The organism is Nonomuraea sp. NPDC059023 (genome assembly GCF_042740095.1).
Classification (GTDB): Bacteria; Actinomycetota; Actinomycetes; order Streptosporangiales; family Streptosporangiaceae; genus Nonomuraea.
The window spans coordinates 20,379-36,649 of sequence record NZ_JBHYIO010000008.1 but is presented as its reverse complement, the minus strand read 5'-3'; the positions used below and the strand labels follow the sequence as shown (position 1 = coordinate 36,649).

Genomic DNA, 16,271 nt, shown 5'->3' with positions numbered 1-16,271 from the left:
ACCGTATCCATCATGCGATCAACCGCACTCCGTGCTATGGACCGGCCGAGCGAAGCGCCGCCGGCGGACGGCGCCCACGTGCTCACATGCGGTGGAGTTCCCGGGCGGCGATGCGGGCCAGGAGTTCCACCTGCGTGGTGCTCAGCGCCGCGGACGAGGTCGCCCGGATCATGCGGGGCGCCAGGTGCGGCTTGAGGAGGGTGAGACCCTCGGCCGTGAGCAGGCCGCCTCTCGGCATCATCCCGCAGTGCACCGCGACCATCGGGGTGATCGTGACCGGGATGCCGGTCTCCTTGGTGAGGAGCTCGGCGAACGCGTGGCCGGTCTCCACCAGGCCCTTGGCGACCTTGGTGCCGAACTTCTCGCCGAAGAACAGCCGGCCGCCGTAGGAGGCGATCTCGGTGTCCGGGCTCCAGGACTCGTTGTCGATGATCCAGACACCGCCGGGGCCGATGACCAGATGATCGATGGAGGCCTGGCCGCGGATCGCGCGGCCGTCCAGCACGCGGTAACCCTGCTTGGTCAGCGCGCGGCGCAGCGTCTTACCGGTGATCGCCTCACCGCGGCGGCGTCCTCGCCAGACCGCGGTGGCGCGGAACTGCGCCCAGTACCAGTACCAGTCGGCGCCCGCCACGATGCCGGCCAGGCCCAGCGCGTAGAGCGCGGGGAACGGCAGGTCGAAGCGGATCGCCAGAGCCAGGCCGGCCGCGAAGCCCACGGCGGCCTTGATCGCACGGTTGCGACGACGGTTTCTGGTGTCCTCCCTCCAGAACTTCTCGTAGTACCACTGGGGCGACGACCCCGTGAACTTCGGGTCCTGCTGCACATAGATCGAGCCACCAGGCACGGCAAACTCCCCGAGTTGCTAGGAAATACTTGGATCTGCCACGCCGGAGATCCCTCGCCACGTCACGTGATACCCAATATCAAACAAAGGCCACCCTAAGGTGAGGGAAATAGCACCGCGAATCACGCGCAAGACGCTCAACCGACCAGTCGGTATGCTGGGGTTCGTGACGGGGAAGGATGAGCCGGTGCGCCGGCGGCTGCTCAGCGAGGCGACGAGGCTGTTCGCCGAGCGCGGGTTCGAGGGCACCTCGGTGCAGGAGATCGTGGCCGCCGCCGGAGTGACCAAGGGCGCCATGTACCACTACTTCGACTCCAAGGATGACCTGCTGCATGAGATCTACGCGCGGGTCCTGCGGATGCAGATGGAACGGCTGACGCAGATCGCCGACGAACGCCGCCCGGTCAGGGAGCGGCTGCGCGACGCCGCCGCCGACGTGGTCGAGACCACCACGGCCAACCTCGACGATTCCAAGATCTTCTTCCGGTCGATGCACCTGCTGGCCCCGGAGACGCAGAAGAGCGTGCGGGCCGAGCGCCGACGCTACCACGAGCGTTTCCGGGACCTCGTCACCGAGGGGCAGCGCGAAGGGGTCTTCCGCGAGGACATCCAGGCCGAGATCGTCGTCGACTTCTTCTTCGGCTCGGTGCACCACCTGGGCAGCTGGTACCACACCGACGGGCCGCTGTCGGGGGGCGAAGTGGGCCGCCAGTTCGCCGAACTCCTCCTGACCTCCCTCAAGCCGTGACCCCCTACCCATGGACAACCGCCGGATTTTGCGCATCATCTAAGTCTTTGTGAAGACGGATCCAGAACACCTCGGCGGCTACTGGATAGCCGGACGCCTGGGCAGCGGCGGCCAGGGTGTGGTCTACGAGGCCTACGACGACGACGGCGAGCGGTACGCGCTCAAGGCACTGCGCACCGCGCCGGACCAGCGTGAGGTCGAGGCGGCCCGGCGGGTCCGGCCCTTCTGCGTGTCCCGGGTGCTGGACGCCGGGGTGGACGGGGGCACGCCGTACGTGGTGAGCGAGTTCGTGGCCGGGCCGAGCCTGCGGGTGAAGGTCGGCGAGTCCGGCCCGTACCAGGGCGCGGACCTGCATCGCCTGGCCACCGGCGCGGCCACCGCGCTCACCGCGATCCACGAGGCCGGGGTGGCGCACCGGGATCTCACGCCGGACAACGTCCTGCTCGGCCCCGACGGCCCCAAGGTGATCGACTTCGGCCTGCCCCCTTCCACCGGCAGTCCCTCCGAGACGGCGGACCAGACGCCCGAGGCCGACGTGTACGCGTGGGGGCGCCTGACGCTGTTCGCCGCCACCGGTGAGGAGACCGGCTCCGGGGCGGCGCTGGAGCCGCCGCTGCGTGACCTGGTGGCCCAGGCGCTCGACGAGAACCCCGACCGGCGGCCGTCCGCCCGCGACCTGCTGCTGAAGCTGCTGGACAGCTCGGGCGACCCGCTGGCCGAGGGCGCCGGGACCGCCCGCGGCCTGCGCACCGACGCGCCGGAGCCGTCGCTGGGAGAGCTGGCGGAGCAGGTGTACGCCGGCCTGAGCCGGGCGGAACAGGACGCCGCTCCCGCGGTCTTCCTCCACCTGACCGGCCGGACCCCCGACGGCTCCGACACCAGCCCCCTCGACCGGCCCGCCGCCGCCCTGGTCATCCAGAGGTACACCGACGCCGGTCTCCTCCACACCCGGCCGCCGACCCCTGGCAGCCGAAGTGGAAAGCCCGGCAAAGGGGAGCCGAGCGGCGAGGGAGGGCCGAGTGCCGCGGAACGGCCGGATGACGCGAGCAAGCCGAGAGGGCCGGAAGGGCCGAACGGCGCGGGCCAGCCGGGGGTGCCGGGAGGGGATGGCGGGGGTGTGGTGCTGGCGCACTCGGCGTTGTTGCGGGCCTGGCCGCGGCTGCGTGAGTGGCTGGAGGGTGAGCGGGGTGAGCTGGTCGTCCGGCGGTCGCTGGCCGAGGCGGCCGAGGCCTGGCAGCGGAAGGGACGGCGGGCGGCGGATCTGCCGCAGGGTGAGCGGCTGAACACCGTCCTGGGCTGGGCCGCCGGTGGGCGGCGGATGGTGGCGCTGAGCCGTACCGAACAGGAGTTCGTCGCGGCCGGGACGCGGCTGGCCGGGGTCAGGGCGCGGCGGCGGGGGGTGGCGGCGGGCGTGCTCGCGGTCCTGCTCGCGGGGGCGCTGGCCGTAGCGGGCGTGGCCTTCTGGCAGGCCGGTACGGCGACGCGGGCGCTCTCCGAGACGACGGCCAAGGCACTGGCCGGGACGGCGGGGACGCTGCGGACCACCGACCCGATCACGGCGCGGCAGTTGAGCGCGGCGGCGTGGCGGCTGGCGCCCGTGCCGGAGGCGCGCTCGGCGCTGATGGCGGCGGCGACGGACCCCGTGCGTGACGTGTTCGCCGACCCGGACGCCGGTGCCGACTCCGTGTATACCTTCGACCAGGCGGGGCGCTGGCTCGTGGCGGTGCGCGGGGGCACGGCGCGGGTGTGGGACCCGGTGGCCAAGACGTTGCTGATGGAGATCAGGGGCGCGGGGCGTTCGGCGCGGCTGGCGGCGCTGAACCCGGCGGGCACCACGCTGGCCGTCGCGACGACGGGTGACGTGCGGGTGTTCGACACACGTTCCGGCATCCTGCTGCGCTCGTTGCCGGTGAAGGCGGCGCTGGCGCTGTCGTATCAGGGCGAGACGCTGTCCACGACCGACAAGTCGGGCTTGGGGGTGTTGTGGCGGACGGACGGCGGGCAGGTGACGGCGCGGCCGATGAGCAAGCTGAGCACGGACGGGCGGCGGGTGCTGGCCACCTCGGTCGCCAGTGACGTGGTCGCGCCCAGGCCGCCGGAGATCTGGGAGGGCGGCGGCAAACTCGACCTGCCATGGCTGGCCGCGCTCCGGGACGCCGTCACGACCGGGGCGCTCGGCCCCGACGGCGCCACGGTCGTCCTGTCGGGACCCTCGGGCACCCGCGTCCACGACCTGGCCAGCGGCCGGACGCTGGCGAGCACCGGTCCCGCCGCCTCGTCCCTGTCCTACTCCCCCGACGGCCGCCTGCTCGCCCAGGGCGGCCAGGAGGGTGTCACCGTCTGGCGGACCGGAACCTGGCAGCGCATGCTGCACCTCCGCGACTCGCCGCAGGGACGCGAGGCCACGGACCGGGCACCGGTGGTCGGGCCGTCCGGGGTGCGGTACGCCGGCGCGGGCGGCCGGGTGCGGACCTACACGGTCCCGGCCACCGCGCAGCCGCCCTTCGGCCCCGGCACGCGCACCCTGAGCAGGGACGGCCGGATCCTGGCCGTGGCCGACGGAACCACGATCACGCTCTGGGACTCGGGCAGGCTCACCACCACCCTGCCGAGCACCGCCACCCTGATGACCTTCAGCTGGGACGGCGGGCGCCTGGCCGTGGCCACCCCGGGCCAGCCGTCCGTGGACATCTGGGACCTGGCCGAGAGCAGCAGGACCAGCACGCTGAGCTCCTCCCCGGTCGCCGGTCTGGCCTTCTCCCCCGACGGCAGGACGCTGGCCGTGGCCTCGAAGGACTGGGTCGAACTGCACGCCGCCGGGCAGGTACACCGCGTGGCGGGGGTGAGCGGGCCCGGACTGGCCTGGCGGCCCGACGGGCTGCTGCTGGTCGCGTACGACGACGAGCGCGTCTACACCGTGGACCCGCTGACCGCCGCGCCGTCGGTGCCCAACGCCAACGGCAAGGCCGCCGGGGTGGTCGCCTTCAGCGCCGACGGCAGGATGGCGGCGACCGGCAACACGCTCGGCCACGTCACGCTCTGGGACACCGGCCTGCGCGCCCCGCTCGGCCCGCCGCTGGCGACCGGGAAGCGGGTGCGGGCGCTGATGTTCTCGCGGGACGGCGCCGTGCTGGCCGCCGCCGGGCAGGAGGGGCTGACGCTCTGGGACGTACGGACCGGCGCCAGGCTCGGCCAGCCGGTGGAGGTCGCCGAGCCCGTCCTGGCCCAGGGCGCCGACGTCCTGGCGGTCGGCGCCGACGGGCAGCGGCGAACGATCGCCGTGGACCCGGAACGGGCGCTGCGCGGCATCTGCGCCCAGGACGGCGAGCTGTCGCCGGCCGCCTGGGCGCGGTATCTGCCGGGCCTGTCACCCAGGAAGATCTGCTAGCTCCGCCAGCGCCGCGCGATGGTCGCCGGGCGTGCCGAGCGCGATCTCGGCGGCCTTCGCGCGCTTCAGGTAGAGGTGGAGGGGATGCTCCCAGGTCATCCCGATCCCGCCGTGCAACTGCACCGCCTCCTCCGCCACATGTACGGCCACGCCCGCGTTCCACGCCTGGGCCACCGCGACCGCCAGGCCGGAGCCGTCGGCGGCGGCGTTGCGCGCGGCGGCCCTGGCACGGACCACGTCCAGCCAGAGGTCGGCCAGCCGATGCTTGATCGCCTGGAAGGAGCCGATCGGCCGGGCGAACTGGTGGCGTTCGCGGACGTAGGCCAGCGTGGTCTCCAGGCACCACTCGGCCACGCCGAGCTGTTCCGAGGCCAGCAGCCCGGCCCCGAACCGCAGGACCTCGGCCACGTCGCAGGCCCCGAGGCGCGCGGCGGCGGCCCCGGAGAAGGTGACGGTGGCGACGGGCCTGGTCAGGTCGAGCGAGGGGCGCGTGGTGACTTCCGCGTGCCCGGCCTCGACCAGGTAGAGCGCGTCACCGGCCGGTACCAGCAGCACGTCGGCCGCCTCGGCGCCCGCCACGTCCGCGACCGTGCCGGTGAGGGTCGCGCCGGACACCTCCACGGTGGCGGCGGCCCGGCGGTAGGGGGTCGCGGTGAAGGGGACGGCGAGCGCGGCGGTCGTGTCGCCGGAGGCCAGCTCGCCGAGCAGGCCGGCGGCCCCCGTGTCCAGCGCGGCCTTGGTGGCCAGGACCGAACTGGTGAAGAACGGCACCGGCGCCACCGCCCTGCCCAGTTCCTCCAGGACGACGGCCACCTCGGTGGCCGAGGCGCCGGCGCCGCCGTAGGACTCGGGGACGAGCAGGCTCGCGACGCCGATCTCGCGGGAGAGCGTCTTCCACAGGTCGAGGTCGTAGGGCGCGGGGGACTCCACGCGCTTCAGCACCGCCGAGGGCGGGCAGCGGTCGGTCAGCAGCGCGCGGACGGCGGCCCGCAGCTCCTCCTCGACCTCCGTGTACAGCAGAGTGGTCACCGCGGCAGGTCCTTCCAGGGCACGTCCTTGTCGATGCGGGGTTCCGAGGGCAGGCCGAGCACGCGTTCGGAGACGATGTTGCGCAGGATCTCCGAGGTGCCGCCCTCGATGGAGTTGCCCTTGGCGCGCAGGTAGCGGTAGCCGGGGCCGCGGCCGAGCATGTCGACGTCCTCGGAGCGGCGGAACGACCAGTCGTCGTAGCCGAGGTCGCGGCGCAGCTCCAGGTCCAGGCCGGTGAGCTCCTGGTTGAGCTTGGCGAAGGAGAGCTTCATGCCGGAGCCTTCGGGGCCGGGCTGGCCGGCGGCCAGTTGTTCGCGCAGCCGTACCGCGGACAGGCGGGTCACCTCGGACTCGACCCAGAGCTGGAGCAGGCGCTGGTGGAGTTCGGGGGTGCGCAGGCCGGGGTTGGAGCGCCAGGTGTCGGAGACGACGCCGATCATGCCGCCGCCCCGGCGGCCCGGGGTGCCGCCGATGGCGACGCGCTCGTTCATGAGCGTGGTCTGGGCGACCCGCCAGCCGTCGCCGACCTCGCCGAGCCGCAGGTCGTCGGACAGGCGCACGCCGGTGAGGAAGACCTCGTTGAACTCGGCCTCGCCGGTGATCTGGCGCAGCGGGCGTACCTCGACGCCGGGGGCGCTCATGTCGCAGACGAAGTAGGTCATGCCGCGGTGCTTGGGCACGTCCGGGTCGGTGCGGGTGACGAGGATGGCCCAGCGGGCGTGGTGGGCTCCCGAGGTCCATACCTTCTGGCCGTCGACGACCCATTCGTCGCCGTCGCGTACCGCGCGGGTGGCGAGGGTGGCCAGGTCGGATCCGGCGCCGGGCTCGGAGAAGAGCTGGCACCAGATCTCCTCGCCGGTGTAGAGGGGGCGCAGGAACCGTTCCTTCTGCTCCCGGGTGCCGAAGGCGAGGATCGTCGGCGCGGCCATGCCGAGGCCGATGGCCTGCAGGCCGAGGTTGGGCTGCGGGGTGTGGGCGAGCTCCTTCTCCACGACCTGCTGCAGGTCGCGGGGCGCGCCGAGGCCGCCGAGCCCTTCGGGGAAGTGCACCCACGCCAGCCCGGCGTCGAAACGGGCCCGCAGGAAGCCCACCTGGTCGGCGGGGTCGGCCGAGGCGAGCAGGCCGGCGATCCTGTCCCTTACATCCACTTCTTCAGCTCCCGGTAGGCAAGAGAACGTTTGTGCACCTCGTCCGGCCCGTCGGCGAACCTGAGCGAGCGGGCGCCCGCCCACAGGCCGGCCAGCGGGAAGTCCTGGGAGACGCCGCCCGCGCCGTGGACCTGGATGGCCTTGTCGAGGATCCACTCCACGGTGATCGGCGTGGAGATCTTGATGGCCTGGATCTCGGTGTGGGCGCCGCGGTTGCCGACGGTGTCCATGAGCCAGGCGGTCTTCAGCACCAGCAGCCGCAGCTGCTCGATCTTGATGCGGGACTCGGCGATCCAGTCCTGGACCACACCCTGCTGGGCGACGGGCTTGCCGAAGGTGGTGCGGGCCAGCGCCCGCTTGCACATCATCTCCACGGCCCGCTCGGCCATGCCGATCAGGCGCATGCAGTGGTGGATGCGGCCGGGGCCGAGGCGGGCCTGGGCGACCGCGAAGCCGCCGCCCTCCTCGCCGACGAGGTTCTCGGCGGGCACCCTGACGTCCTCGAAGACCATCTCGGCGTGGCCGCCGTGGTCGGCGTCGGTGTAGCCGAAGACGTGCATGCCGCGCTTGATGTGCAGGCCGGGGGTGTCGCGCGGGACCAGGATCATGCTCTGCTGGCGGTGTGAGGGCGCCTCGGGGTCCGTCTTGCCCATGACGATGAAGATCTTGCAGTTGGGGTTCATGGCGCCGGAGATGAACCACTTGCGGCCGTTGATGACGTACTCGCCGCCGTCGCGGGTGATCGAGGTCGCGATGTTGGTGGCGTCGGAGGAGGCCACGTCGGGCTCGGTCATCGCGAACGCGGAGCGGATCTCGCCGTCCAGCAGGGGCCGCAGCCACTCCTTGCGCTGCCACTCGCTGCCGAACATGGAGAGGACCTCCATGTTGCCCGTGTCGGGCGCGGCGCAGTTGGTGGCCACCGGCGCGATGGCCGGTGACCTGCCCATGATCTCCGCCAGCGGGGCGTACTGGAGGTTCGTCAGCCCCGCGCCGTGGTCCCCGGGCAGGAACAGGTTCCACAACCCGCGTTTCCTGGCCTCGTCCTTGAGGTCGGCCAGGAGCGGGGGCGCGCTCCAGCCGCTCTCCGCGGCCTGTTCCTCGAAGGCTGCCTCGGCCGGATAGACACATTCGTCCATGAAGCGGAGCAGGCGCTCGCGCAGGTCCTCGGTGACGCTGTCGAAGGCGAAGTCCATAGCGCGACCTTACCGACCGGTCGGTATGACCGTCCACAGTGGTCTCCCACATTTCCCCGCAGGTGGCCATAAACCCAGGTCAACCCGCCCTCTAAGCTGAGCCGCATGACCGCGCGCATGCCCGCTCCCACCGTGCTCGAGAACGACGTCGTCCGGCTCGAACCGCTCACCCTCGACCACGTCCCCGACCTGTTCGCCGCCGGAGGCGACGACGACGAGGTCTGGCGCTGGATGCCCGCGCCCACCCCGCGCACCAAGGAGGAGCTGGCCCGGATCGTCAAGGGCGTCACCGCCAACCACGTCTCGTTCGCCGTGATTCACCGGGGCCGCGCCATCGGCCAGACGACCTACGCGGACGTGCCCGGGTTCGACGAGAGCATCGAGATCGGCTGGACCTGGTACGGCCGCGCCGCCTGGCGTACCGGGGTCAACACCAACTGCAAGATCCTCCTGATCGACCACGCCTTCTCCCTCGGCTACAACCGGGTGATGTTCAAGACCGACGACCTCAACGAACGCTCAAAGGCGGCGGTCGCCCGCATCGGCGGCGTCCACGAGGGAACCCTGCGCCGGCACCGCAGACGCCCCGACGGCACCTGGCGCGATTCCGCCTATTTCGGCATCCTCGAAGAGGAGTGGCCCGAGCACCGGGCTCGCCTGAACCGTTAGCCGAAAGGCGGCGTCTAATCCCTGATGGATGATCGGCTGGGGGACTACTGGCTGGGCATCCGGCTCGGTGGGCGCACCGTTGAGGCCTACGACGAGTCGGGGCTGCGCCGTGCCCTGACCCAGTGCGTCCCGCCGGAGGACACCGAGCCGCTGCGACGCGTGAAGAGCCTGCACGTCGCCGCCGTCGTCGAGGTCGCCGCCACCTACCTGATCAGCGAGTACGTCGAGGGACACAGCCTGCGCCAGGCCGTCGAGACCCGGGGCCCCTACTCCGCCGACGACCTCTACCGCCTGGCCGCCGCCACGGCCACCGCACTGGCCGCCATCCACGAGGCCGGCGCCGTCCACGGCGCGCTCGACCCGGGCGCCGTCCTGCTCACCGACGCGGGCCCCCGCCTGGTCGGCCTCGGCACCGGAGACGCGTGCGGGCCCGCCGACGACGTACGCGCCTGGGGCCGGCTGCTCGCCTTCGCCGCGGGCGGCCTGGCCGAGCTGGACCTCGCGCTGGCCGACCTGGTCACCGCCGCCCTCCATGCCGACCCCGAACGCCGCCCCGGCGCCAGGCAACTGCTCATGTCGCTGCTGGACCAGCCGCAGTCGCAGCAGGGCCGATTACTCCCGCCCGAGCCGGTGCACGACCTGCCGCTCGGAACCCGCGCCGAGCGGCTCTACGCCGCGCTCAGCCGGGCCGAGCAGGAACTCGTCCCCGAGGTGCTGCTGCGCCTGGTGGGCATGGACGAGCGCGGCGACGACACCCGCGTGACCGTCCGGCGGGCCGAGCTCGTGGCCGGGCGCACGCCGGAGCAGGCCGCCGCGATCGAGCGCGTGCTTGAGGTGTACGGCGAGGCCGGGCTCCTGGCCCGCGACGACGAGAGCGTGACCATGGGCTGCGGGGCGCTCCTGCGGGCGTGGCCGAGGCTGCACGAATGGCTCGACGCCGAGCGCGACGGGCTGGCCGTACACCGGGAGCTGGCTCGGGCGGCGCGGCGGTGGGAGAGCGGCGGACGGCGCGAGGCCGACCTGTTCCACGACGGCACGCTCGACCGGGCGCTGGCCTGGGCGGCCACCGGGCGGCGGCACGTCACGCTGGGCGGCGACGAGCAGGCCTTCCTCGACGCGGGGCTGACGTCGGGACGGCGCAGGGGCCGGCGCCGCTGGATCGTGGCGGCGTCGGTGGCGGTCGCGGTGCTCGCGGTCGCGATCTGGCAGTACGGCACCGCCCAGGGCCAGGTCGACGAGGCGATGGCCAGGGTCGCGGCCACCAGGGCGGAGACGATCAGGCCGAGCGACCCGGTGCTGGCCCGCAAGCTGAGCTTCACCTCCTGGGCCCTGGCGCCGGTGCCGGAGGCGGAGCGGCAGCTCGCCAAGTCCGACACCGACCCGGTGAGCGGTTCCTTCACCGACCCGACGGCGACCGAGCGGTCGCTGCACACGCTGAGCGCCGACGGCAGGAAGCTGGCCGCCCTGACCGACGGCGTGCTGCGGATCTTCGACACCCTCACCGGTGAGCAGCTCGCCACCACGCCCGGCCCGCCGGAGAAGATCCGGGCCATCGCCTGGTCGTCGCTGGAACGTGACCTCGCGCTCGTCGGCATCGAACGCACTTACTTCTGGGACACGACGTTGCAAGGTGGGGTCAAGGTGAGGTTCGCCCGGGGGCTCAGCCAGCCGGGCCGGCACGCGGCGTGGTTCAGCCCGGGAGGTGCCTTCCTGTTCGCCGAGGGCAGCGAGTACGGCGAGCGGTGGGCCTGGAACCTCGGCCTGGACGAGGAGGCGTTCGCCGGCCGGTTCGTGGTGGTGGGGCCGGACGACCGGCGGGTGCTGGAGTTCGACGGCCGCCGCTCGGTGATCGACGACCTGCACACGGGCCGGGTCACCCCCGCGCCGTGGCTGGAGCGGATGCCGCCCGACTACACCGCCTTCGGCCCCGACGGCTCGCGGGTGGCCATCGCCGGCGAGGACGGGGTGCAGCTCTACGACCTGACCGGGGTGCCGACGCTGTCGACGCCGCTGCAGCCCGCGTCGGGCACGCTGCGCTTCAGCCCCGACGGCAAGTACCTGGCCGGGACCGACAGCGACCGGGTGCGGGTCTGGCGGGTGGCGAGCGGCACGCTCACGGTGGACCGGCAGGTGCCGCTGGCCGGTGGGGACCGGCCGGTGCAGGCGGTCTTCGATCAGTCGAGCGCGGGCATCTGGGTGCTGGCCGGGCGCGGGACGGTGCTGTCGATCGCCGCCGACGGCGGGCGCCGGGCCGCCCCGGTGGCCGCGGCCAGGTCGGCCGAGGCGATCTGCGCCGACTCGGGCGGGCTCAGCCGGGAGGAGTGGGCCCAGCACCTGCCCGAACTGCCCTTCCGCGGCCTGTGCCGGCCGCCGCGCACCGGCCCGCGTTGAGGATCACCGCCCGGTCATGCCGCGCACGACCTCTTCGAGGCCTTTGCGCAGGTCCTCGTAGCAAGGGATCTCGCCAGCCCCGGCCAGCGCGTCGAACACCAGGCCCTCGGCGTAGGCGATGAGCTGGCGGCCGTGCCGTACCGGATCGGGCGAGCCCAGGGCGGCGGCGATGGCGGTGGCGGGCGCGCGGAACTGGCTGCCGGCCGCGTCGTAGATCGTGCGCAGTTCCGGGCGGCGGGTGGCCTCCAGGGCGAGCTCGTAACGGGCCAGCGTGCGGCGGCTGTCCTGGAGCTGCTTGTGGAGGGCGGTGGCGAGCAGGTCGATCGGGTCGGTGCCGGGCTCCATCACCGCTTCGAACGTTCTGCGCTCCAGGACGGTGAGGCGGTTCAGCGTGAGCTCCAGGAGGGCGGCGCGGGTGCGGGCCAGGTTGGAGGTGGAGCCCGGCGGGAGCCCCGCGGCCTCGTCCACGGCGCGGTGGGTCAGGCCGCGCATGCCCCGCTCGGACAGCAATGCGATCGCGGTGTCCGCGATGAGCTCGGAACGGTTCACGGCACCGGATACTACACTTGTAGTCGAAACTACGCCTGTAGTACCGTCGCGAACTACAGGCGTAGTGAGGGAGTGGGCGATGGCGACGGCAGTGGTGATCGGCGGCGGCGTGGGCGGGCTGACCGCGGGGCTGGCGCTCCGGCTCAAGGGCTGGGACGTGACGGTTCTGGAACGGGCCCCCGCGCTGGAGAACGTGGGATCGGGACTGGCCGTCTCCCCGAACGGGCTGCACGCCCTGGACACCGTCGGGCTCGGGGACCCGGTACGCGAACTGGCCCGTGTGCAGGGCGCCGCCGGGGTGCGCAAGCCGGACGGGCGCTGGCTGTCACAGACCTCGCAGGAAAGCGCGCGGGTCCGCTACGGCGACGGCGTCGTGCTCATGCTGCGGCGCGTGCTCGTGGACCTGCTGGCCGACGGACTCGGCCGGGCGAACATCCGCCTGAACACCGAGGTCACCGATCTGGACCCCGAGGGCGGCGCCGTTGAGACCGGGCGGGAGACGTTCCGGGCCGACCTGGTCGTCGCGGCCGACGGCATCCGCTCCGGGACCAGGCGGCGGCTCTTCCCCGGACACCCGGAGCCCGTCTACTCGGGGGTCACCGCCTGGCGCGGGCTGCTGCGGCGGCCCGAGGGCGCGACCGTCCACAGCGCGGAGAGCTGGGGCTCCGGCCTGGTGTTCGGGACTCATCAGCTCGCCGGCGACATCGTGTACTTCTACGCCACCGACCTCGCCGCCCCTGGCGGGCGGTCCGACGACGAGCGCGCCGAGCTGCTGCGGCGCTTCGGGAGCTGGCACCAGCCGATCCCCGCGATGCTGGAGGCGGTGGATCCGGGCGCGATCCTGCGCAACGACGTGTACTCCATGCGGGCCCCGCTGCCTCGCCTGCACCAGGGCCGGGTGGCGCTGCTCGGCGACGCGGCCCACCCGATGACGCCCAACCTCGGGCAGGGCGCCTGCCAGGCGATCGAGGACGCGGTCGTGCTCGCGCACCACGCGGGCGGGGGACCTGGCCGGTTACACCGAGGCGCGGCTGGGCCGTACGGCGGAGATCGTCCGCAGGTCCATGGCGATCTGCAGGGTGACGAAGATCCGCAACCCGGTGGCGATCGGGCTGCGGGATCTCGGCATGAGGGCGGCGGGCCGGTTCAGCTCAGATCTGATGTTGCGGGCAATGGACTCGGTTCTGGGCTGGCGGCCACCTTCGCCGGCCGGTCCTTCGAGTGGTCGGGCGTCAACCGGCCGAGCGTGATCGTGCCGCCGACGGTCAGCGCCGCGGCGATGATCGCGGGCACGGCGGTCGACGGGCTGGTCGGCAGCGGCTCACCGAGCAGGATCGCGCCGGCCAGTACCGAGGTGATCGGGTCGATCACCTGCACCCCGGCGTAGGCGATACCGAAATATCCCACCGCGTAGGACTTCTGCAGCAGCACCACCGCGCAGATCAGCAGGACCGGCACCGCCAGCGTGAACCAGTGCAGCAGCCTGCTCAGATCGCCCTCAAGCCCGCCCCCGACCACGCGTACGAACGTGGACACACTGGCCGTGACCGCGCCCGCCCCCACCGAGAGCAGCAGCGCCTTGTTCGCCCCCTCGACCCGCCGCGCCGCCACCTGCGTGATCAGCACGACGACGCCGATCACCGCCAGGAACGCGAGCGCCGCCGGCGTCCCCAGCCGCGGCGTCACGTGCTGCTGCGGAACAAGCAGCATCAGCCACAGCAACCCCACCGCGACCGCGACAGAACCAAAGATCTCCGCCTTGTACGGCTTGCGCCCATACATGAACGCCGCCAGCGGCACCGCGAACACCAGCGTGGCCACGCTGATCGGCTGCACCACGACGAGCGGCGCGAAGCTCAGCGCCACCGCGTGCAGGCTGGCGCCGGTGAACCCGATGACGCCCCCGATCCACCAGCGCGGGCGTTTGACGAGCTTGAGCGTCGCCCCCTGAGCGACCGCCTCGTACTGTTGCAGCGCCGCGCCGAGCGCGTATCCCAGTGCCCCTGCCAGAGCAATCGCCAGACCGACCCACGTCATGGGCGCCCGCAGAGGGGCAAGGAACCTTTCAAGAGCATTGACCCAGCTTATGGCTCGGTGTCCGCTCCCGGATCAGCCTTTAGGAGGAAGGGCATACACAGAAGAGATGTCCTTCGGGATCCTGGAGCACCACCCATTGGGTGCCTTCCTCGGTCACACCCGGTTGAAACTCGGGCTTCGTGGCTCCGAGCTCCACGTACTCGGCGACCGCCTTCTCCACGTCCGGAACCCGGAAGTCGAAGTGGAACTGCTTGTCGGGACTCGGCCAGGTGACCGGCTTGCGATCCGGCACGCGGCCGAAGTAGATGGACACCGTACCGTCGCCGACGGCGGCGTACTCGTCTTCTGAGTACTGGATCTCGTAGCCGGTGATCTGATGGTAGAACTCGGCGAGCCGCTTGGGCTCGGCGCAGTCGAGGGTGAACGCGAGAAGTTTGGCCTTGGTTGTCATGGGGGCTACTCTGCCCGCCGTACCTGCCATCTTCTGTCAGGTATGTGGAAGTGCCTTGAGCAGGAAAAAGTGCGGTCTTCCGCGAAATTTCGGGTGGGTCCACGATCGGAGGCATGACGATCATCGACAGGCCCGACTACCGGCCCTTCCCCGACCCCGCCAAGCCGCGTTCCCTCACCTGGCCCGTCATGGACCCGGTCCGCGCCGACGGCGACTACGTCAAGGACATCGTGCTCAACTTCGAGCACCTGGCCGACGGCGAGGGCATCCCCCTGCACCGGCACACCGGGGAGGAGGTGCTCATCATCGACGAGGGCGAGGCCGAGGCCTTCCTCGGCGACGAGACCCGCCTCGTGGGGCCCGGCACCGTCATCTTCGTCCCGCCGGGGACGCCGCACGGCTTCCGCAACGCCTCCGGCGCGGTGGTACGGCTGCACGCCCTCTTCCGCGAGCACGTGGTCGGCACCCAGATCGACGGCCGTCCGGCCTCCCTGGACGACTTCCGCCTGATCACGGACGCGTGGGCGAATTCCAGATGAAGTACCGGGACCTGGCCCATTAGGGTGGGCGACATGCACGGACGACTGATCTGCTCCCCGCCGCCCGCCCTCTAGCGGGCGGCTGACCTCCTTCCCCGGATACCCCAAGGCTGGGCCCCGGTGGTGAGCGCTGCCCGCGCGCGGGCCTCATCCACCTCATCCGGAAAGATCAGTCATGACCCCGATTTCCGCGCGCCGCGGCGTGGTGTACGCCGCCGTCGCCGCAGCCGCCTGGGGCACCGGCGGCGCCGCCGGCTCGCTCCTGTTCACCACCTTGGACCCGGTCTCCGTCTCGTTCTGGCGCCACCTCCTGGGCGCCGCCTTCCTCCTCCCCCTCCTCCTCCGCCCCACGCCGTCCCACCACGGCCACTCCCGCCTCCCCAGACTCTTCGGCACCACAGGGCACACCGGACAAACCCGAAGCCGCACGCTTTTCGGCGCCGCATCGGCGAGAAGGGACGACGGCGGAAACCGGCGCACTGTTACGGCGGGCAACGGGCGGACCGGCGCCGCGGGTTCGGCGGGTTACCGGGCGATGGCCAAGAGGCCGGCGAAGGTGTGGCGGATCTGCGTGGTCGGGGTGGGGATGGCCGTGTACCAGGCGGCCTACTTCGCGGCCATCGCCGAGTCCGGCATCGCCCTGGCCACCGTCGTCACGATGGGCGCCACTCCCGTCCTCACCGCCCTGGGCGGAAGGTTCCTGCTGAACGAGCGCCTCAGCCGCGTCGGCCTCATCGCGCTGGCCGCCGCGCTCGCGGGCCTGACCCTGCTCACGGGCGGCGGCCCGGCGGAAGGGGCCGCGGCGGGCGTGGCGTGGTCGCTGCTGTCCGCGCTCGGCTACGCCGCCGTCACCCTCTACTCCCGCCGCCACAACGGCGACCCGGAGACCACCGCCGTGGGCGGGTTCGTGGTGGGCGCCGTGTGCCTGGCGCCGTTCGCGCTGGCGGGGGGCATCCTGCCGGAGTTCACGCCGGCCTCGGCCGCCACCCTGCTGTTCCTGGGCGCGGTCCCGACGGCCCTGGCCTACGCGCTGTTCTTCCGCTCCCTCACCGCGCTCCCGGCCGCGACCGTCTCGGTCATCTCGCTCGGCGAGGCCGTCGGAGCGGCGATGATAGGAGTGGTGCTGTTCGGCGAAAGGCTGACGCTTCTGGCCTGGTCAGGATGCGTTCTGCTGCTGGCCGCTGTCGTGGTTCTGACCGTGCACGGGCAAAGGTGAGTTAGGGTCCGGTACGGCGGTGCCTGCCGTACCGGACCCCTTATCGGGGGAATCAGGGGGAACGGT

The 16,271-nt window shown here is 72.3% G+C and carries 13 protein-coding genes and 1 pseudogene; 7 read left to right on the top strand and 7 right to left on the bottom strand.

The window, feature by feature from the left end; genetic code table 11:
- Window positions 1-82 precede the first annotated feature (82 nt).
- Window positions 83-847 (bottom strand): nuclease-related domain-containing protein, encoded by a 765-nt coding sequence (locus tag ACFWYW_RS15890; protein ID WP_379612294.1) that lies wholly within the window; start codon window positions 845-847, stop codon window positions 83-85.
- A 154-nt stretch (window positions 848-1,001) separates the two neighbouring features.
- On the opposite strand from ACFWYW_RS15890, the gene ACFWYW_RS15885 reads away from it, so the two are divergent.
- Window positions 1,002-1,595: a TetR/AcrR family transcriptional regulator gene (locus ACFWYW_RS15885; protein WP_379612296.1), complete on the top strand. Its 594-nt coding sequence runs from the start codon at window positions 1,002-1,004 to the stop codon at window positions 1,593-1,595.
- 49 nt (window positions 1,596-1,644) lie between these two features.
- On the top strand, window positions 1,645-4,983 hold the full coding sequence (locus ACFWYW_RS15880) for a protein kinase (RefSeq protein ID WP_379612297.1): 3,339 nt from the start codon (window positions 1,645-1,647) through the stop codon (window positions 4,981-4,983).
- Here the strand turns inward: ACFWYW_RS15880 and ACFWYW_RS15875 are convergent.
- The 3 genes from ACFWYW_RS15875 to ACFWYW_RS15865 are packed head-to-tail and all read right to left on the bottom strand — an operon-like array spanning window position 4,963 to window position 8,353.
- Window positions 4,963-6,012, bottom strand: coding sequence for an acyl-CoA dehydrogenase family protein (locus ACFWYW_RS15875; RefSeq protein ID WP_379612298.1), 1,050 nt, complete (start codon window positions 6,010-6,012; stop codon window positions 4,963-4,965). The two genes, ACFWYW_RS15880 and ACFWYW_RS15875, sit on opposite strands and share 21 nt — an antisense overlap.
- Window positions 6,009-7,160: an acyl-CoA dehydrogenase family protein gene (locus ACFWYW_RS15870; RefSeq protein ID WP_379612299.1), complete on the bottom strand. Its 1,152-nt coding sequence runs from the start codon at window positions 7,158-7,160 to the stop codon at window positions 6,009-6,011. Before ACFWYW_RS15870 ends, ACFWYW_RS15875 begins: the two co-directional genes overlap by 4 nt.
- Window positions 7,151-8,353, bottom strand: coding sequence for an acyl-CoA dehydrogenase family protein (locus ACFWYW_RS15865; RefSeq protein ID WP_379612300.1), 1,203 nt, complete (start codon window positions 8,351-8,353; stop codon window positions 7,151-7,153). Before ACFWYW_RS15865 ends, ACFWYW_RS15870 begins: the two co-directional genes overlap by 10 nt.
- Window positions 8,354-8,458: 105 nt before the next feature.
- On the opposite strand from ACFWYW_RS15865, the gene ACFWYW_RS15860 reads away from it, so the two are divergent.
- Window positions 8,459-9,022, top strand: a complete 564-nt coding sequence (locus ACFWYW_RS15860; protein WP_379612301.1) for a GNAT family N-acetyltransferase — start codon at window positions 8,459-8,461, stop codon at window positions 9,020-9,022.
- A gap of 24 nt (window positions 9,023-9,046) precedes the next feature.
- Entirely contained in the window at window positions 9,047-11,413 is a 2,367-nt protein-coding gene (locus ACFWYW_RS15855) for a hypothetical protein (protein ID WP_379612302.1), read from the top strand.
- 3 nt (window positions 11,414-11,416) lie between these two features.
- On the opposite strand, the gene ACFWYW_RS15850 is transcribed toward ACFWYW_RS15855, so the two are convergent.
- Window positions 11,417-11,962 (bottom strand): TetR/AcrR family transcriptional regulator, encoded by a 546-nt coding sequence (locus ACFWYW_RS15850; RefSeq protein ID WP_379612303.1) that lies wholly within the window; start codon window positions 11,960-11,962, stop codon window positions 11,417-11,419.
- Between ACFWYW_RS15850 and ACFWYW_RS15845 the strand changes: the two are divergent.
- A pseudogene (locus ACFWYW_RS15845) lies at window positions 11,904-12,899 on the top strand (FAD-dependent monooxygenase); the annotation flags it as partial. The gene ACFWYW_RS15850 and the pseudogene ACFWYW_RS15845 sit on opposite strands and share 59 nt — an antisense overlap.
- Window positions 12,900-13,108: 209 nt before the next feature.
- Here ACFWYW_RS15845 and ACFWYW_RS15840 read toward each other — a convergent pair.
- Window positions 13,109-13,999, bottom strand: a complete 891-nt coding sequence (locus tag ACFWYW_RS15840; RefSeq protein WP_379612305.1) for a DMT family transporter — start codon at window positions 13,997-13,999, stop codon at window positions 13,109-13,111.
- Between the two features lie 79 nt (window positions 14,000-14,078).
- Entirely contained in the window at window positions 14,079-14,450 is a 372-nt protein-coding gene (locus tag ACFWYW_RS15835; protein WP_379612306.1) for a VOC family protein, read from the bottom strand.
- A gap of 113 nt (window positions 14,451-14,563) precedes the next feature.
- Between ACFWYW_RS15835 and ACFWYW_RS15830 the strand changes: the two genes are divergently transcribed.
- Both ACFWYW_RS15830 and ACFWYW_RS15825 read left to right on the top strand, forming a co-directional pair.
- Window positions 14,564-14,989, top strand: coding sequence for a cupin domain-containing protein (locus tag ACFWYW_RS15830; RefSeq protein WP_379612307.1), 426 nt, complete (start codon window positions 14,564-14,566; stop codon window positions 14,987-14,989).
- A gap of 175 nt (window positions 14,990-15,164) precedes the next feature.
- Window positions 15,165-16,205 (top strand): DMT family transporter, encoded by a 1,041-nt coding sequence (locus ACFWYW_RS15825; RefSeq protein ID WP_379640993.1) that lies wholly within the window; start codon window positions 15,165-15,167, stop codon window positions 16,203-16,205.
- Window positions 16,206-16,271: the final 66 nt, after the last annotated feature.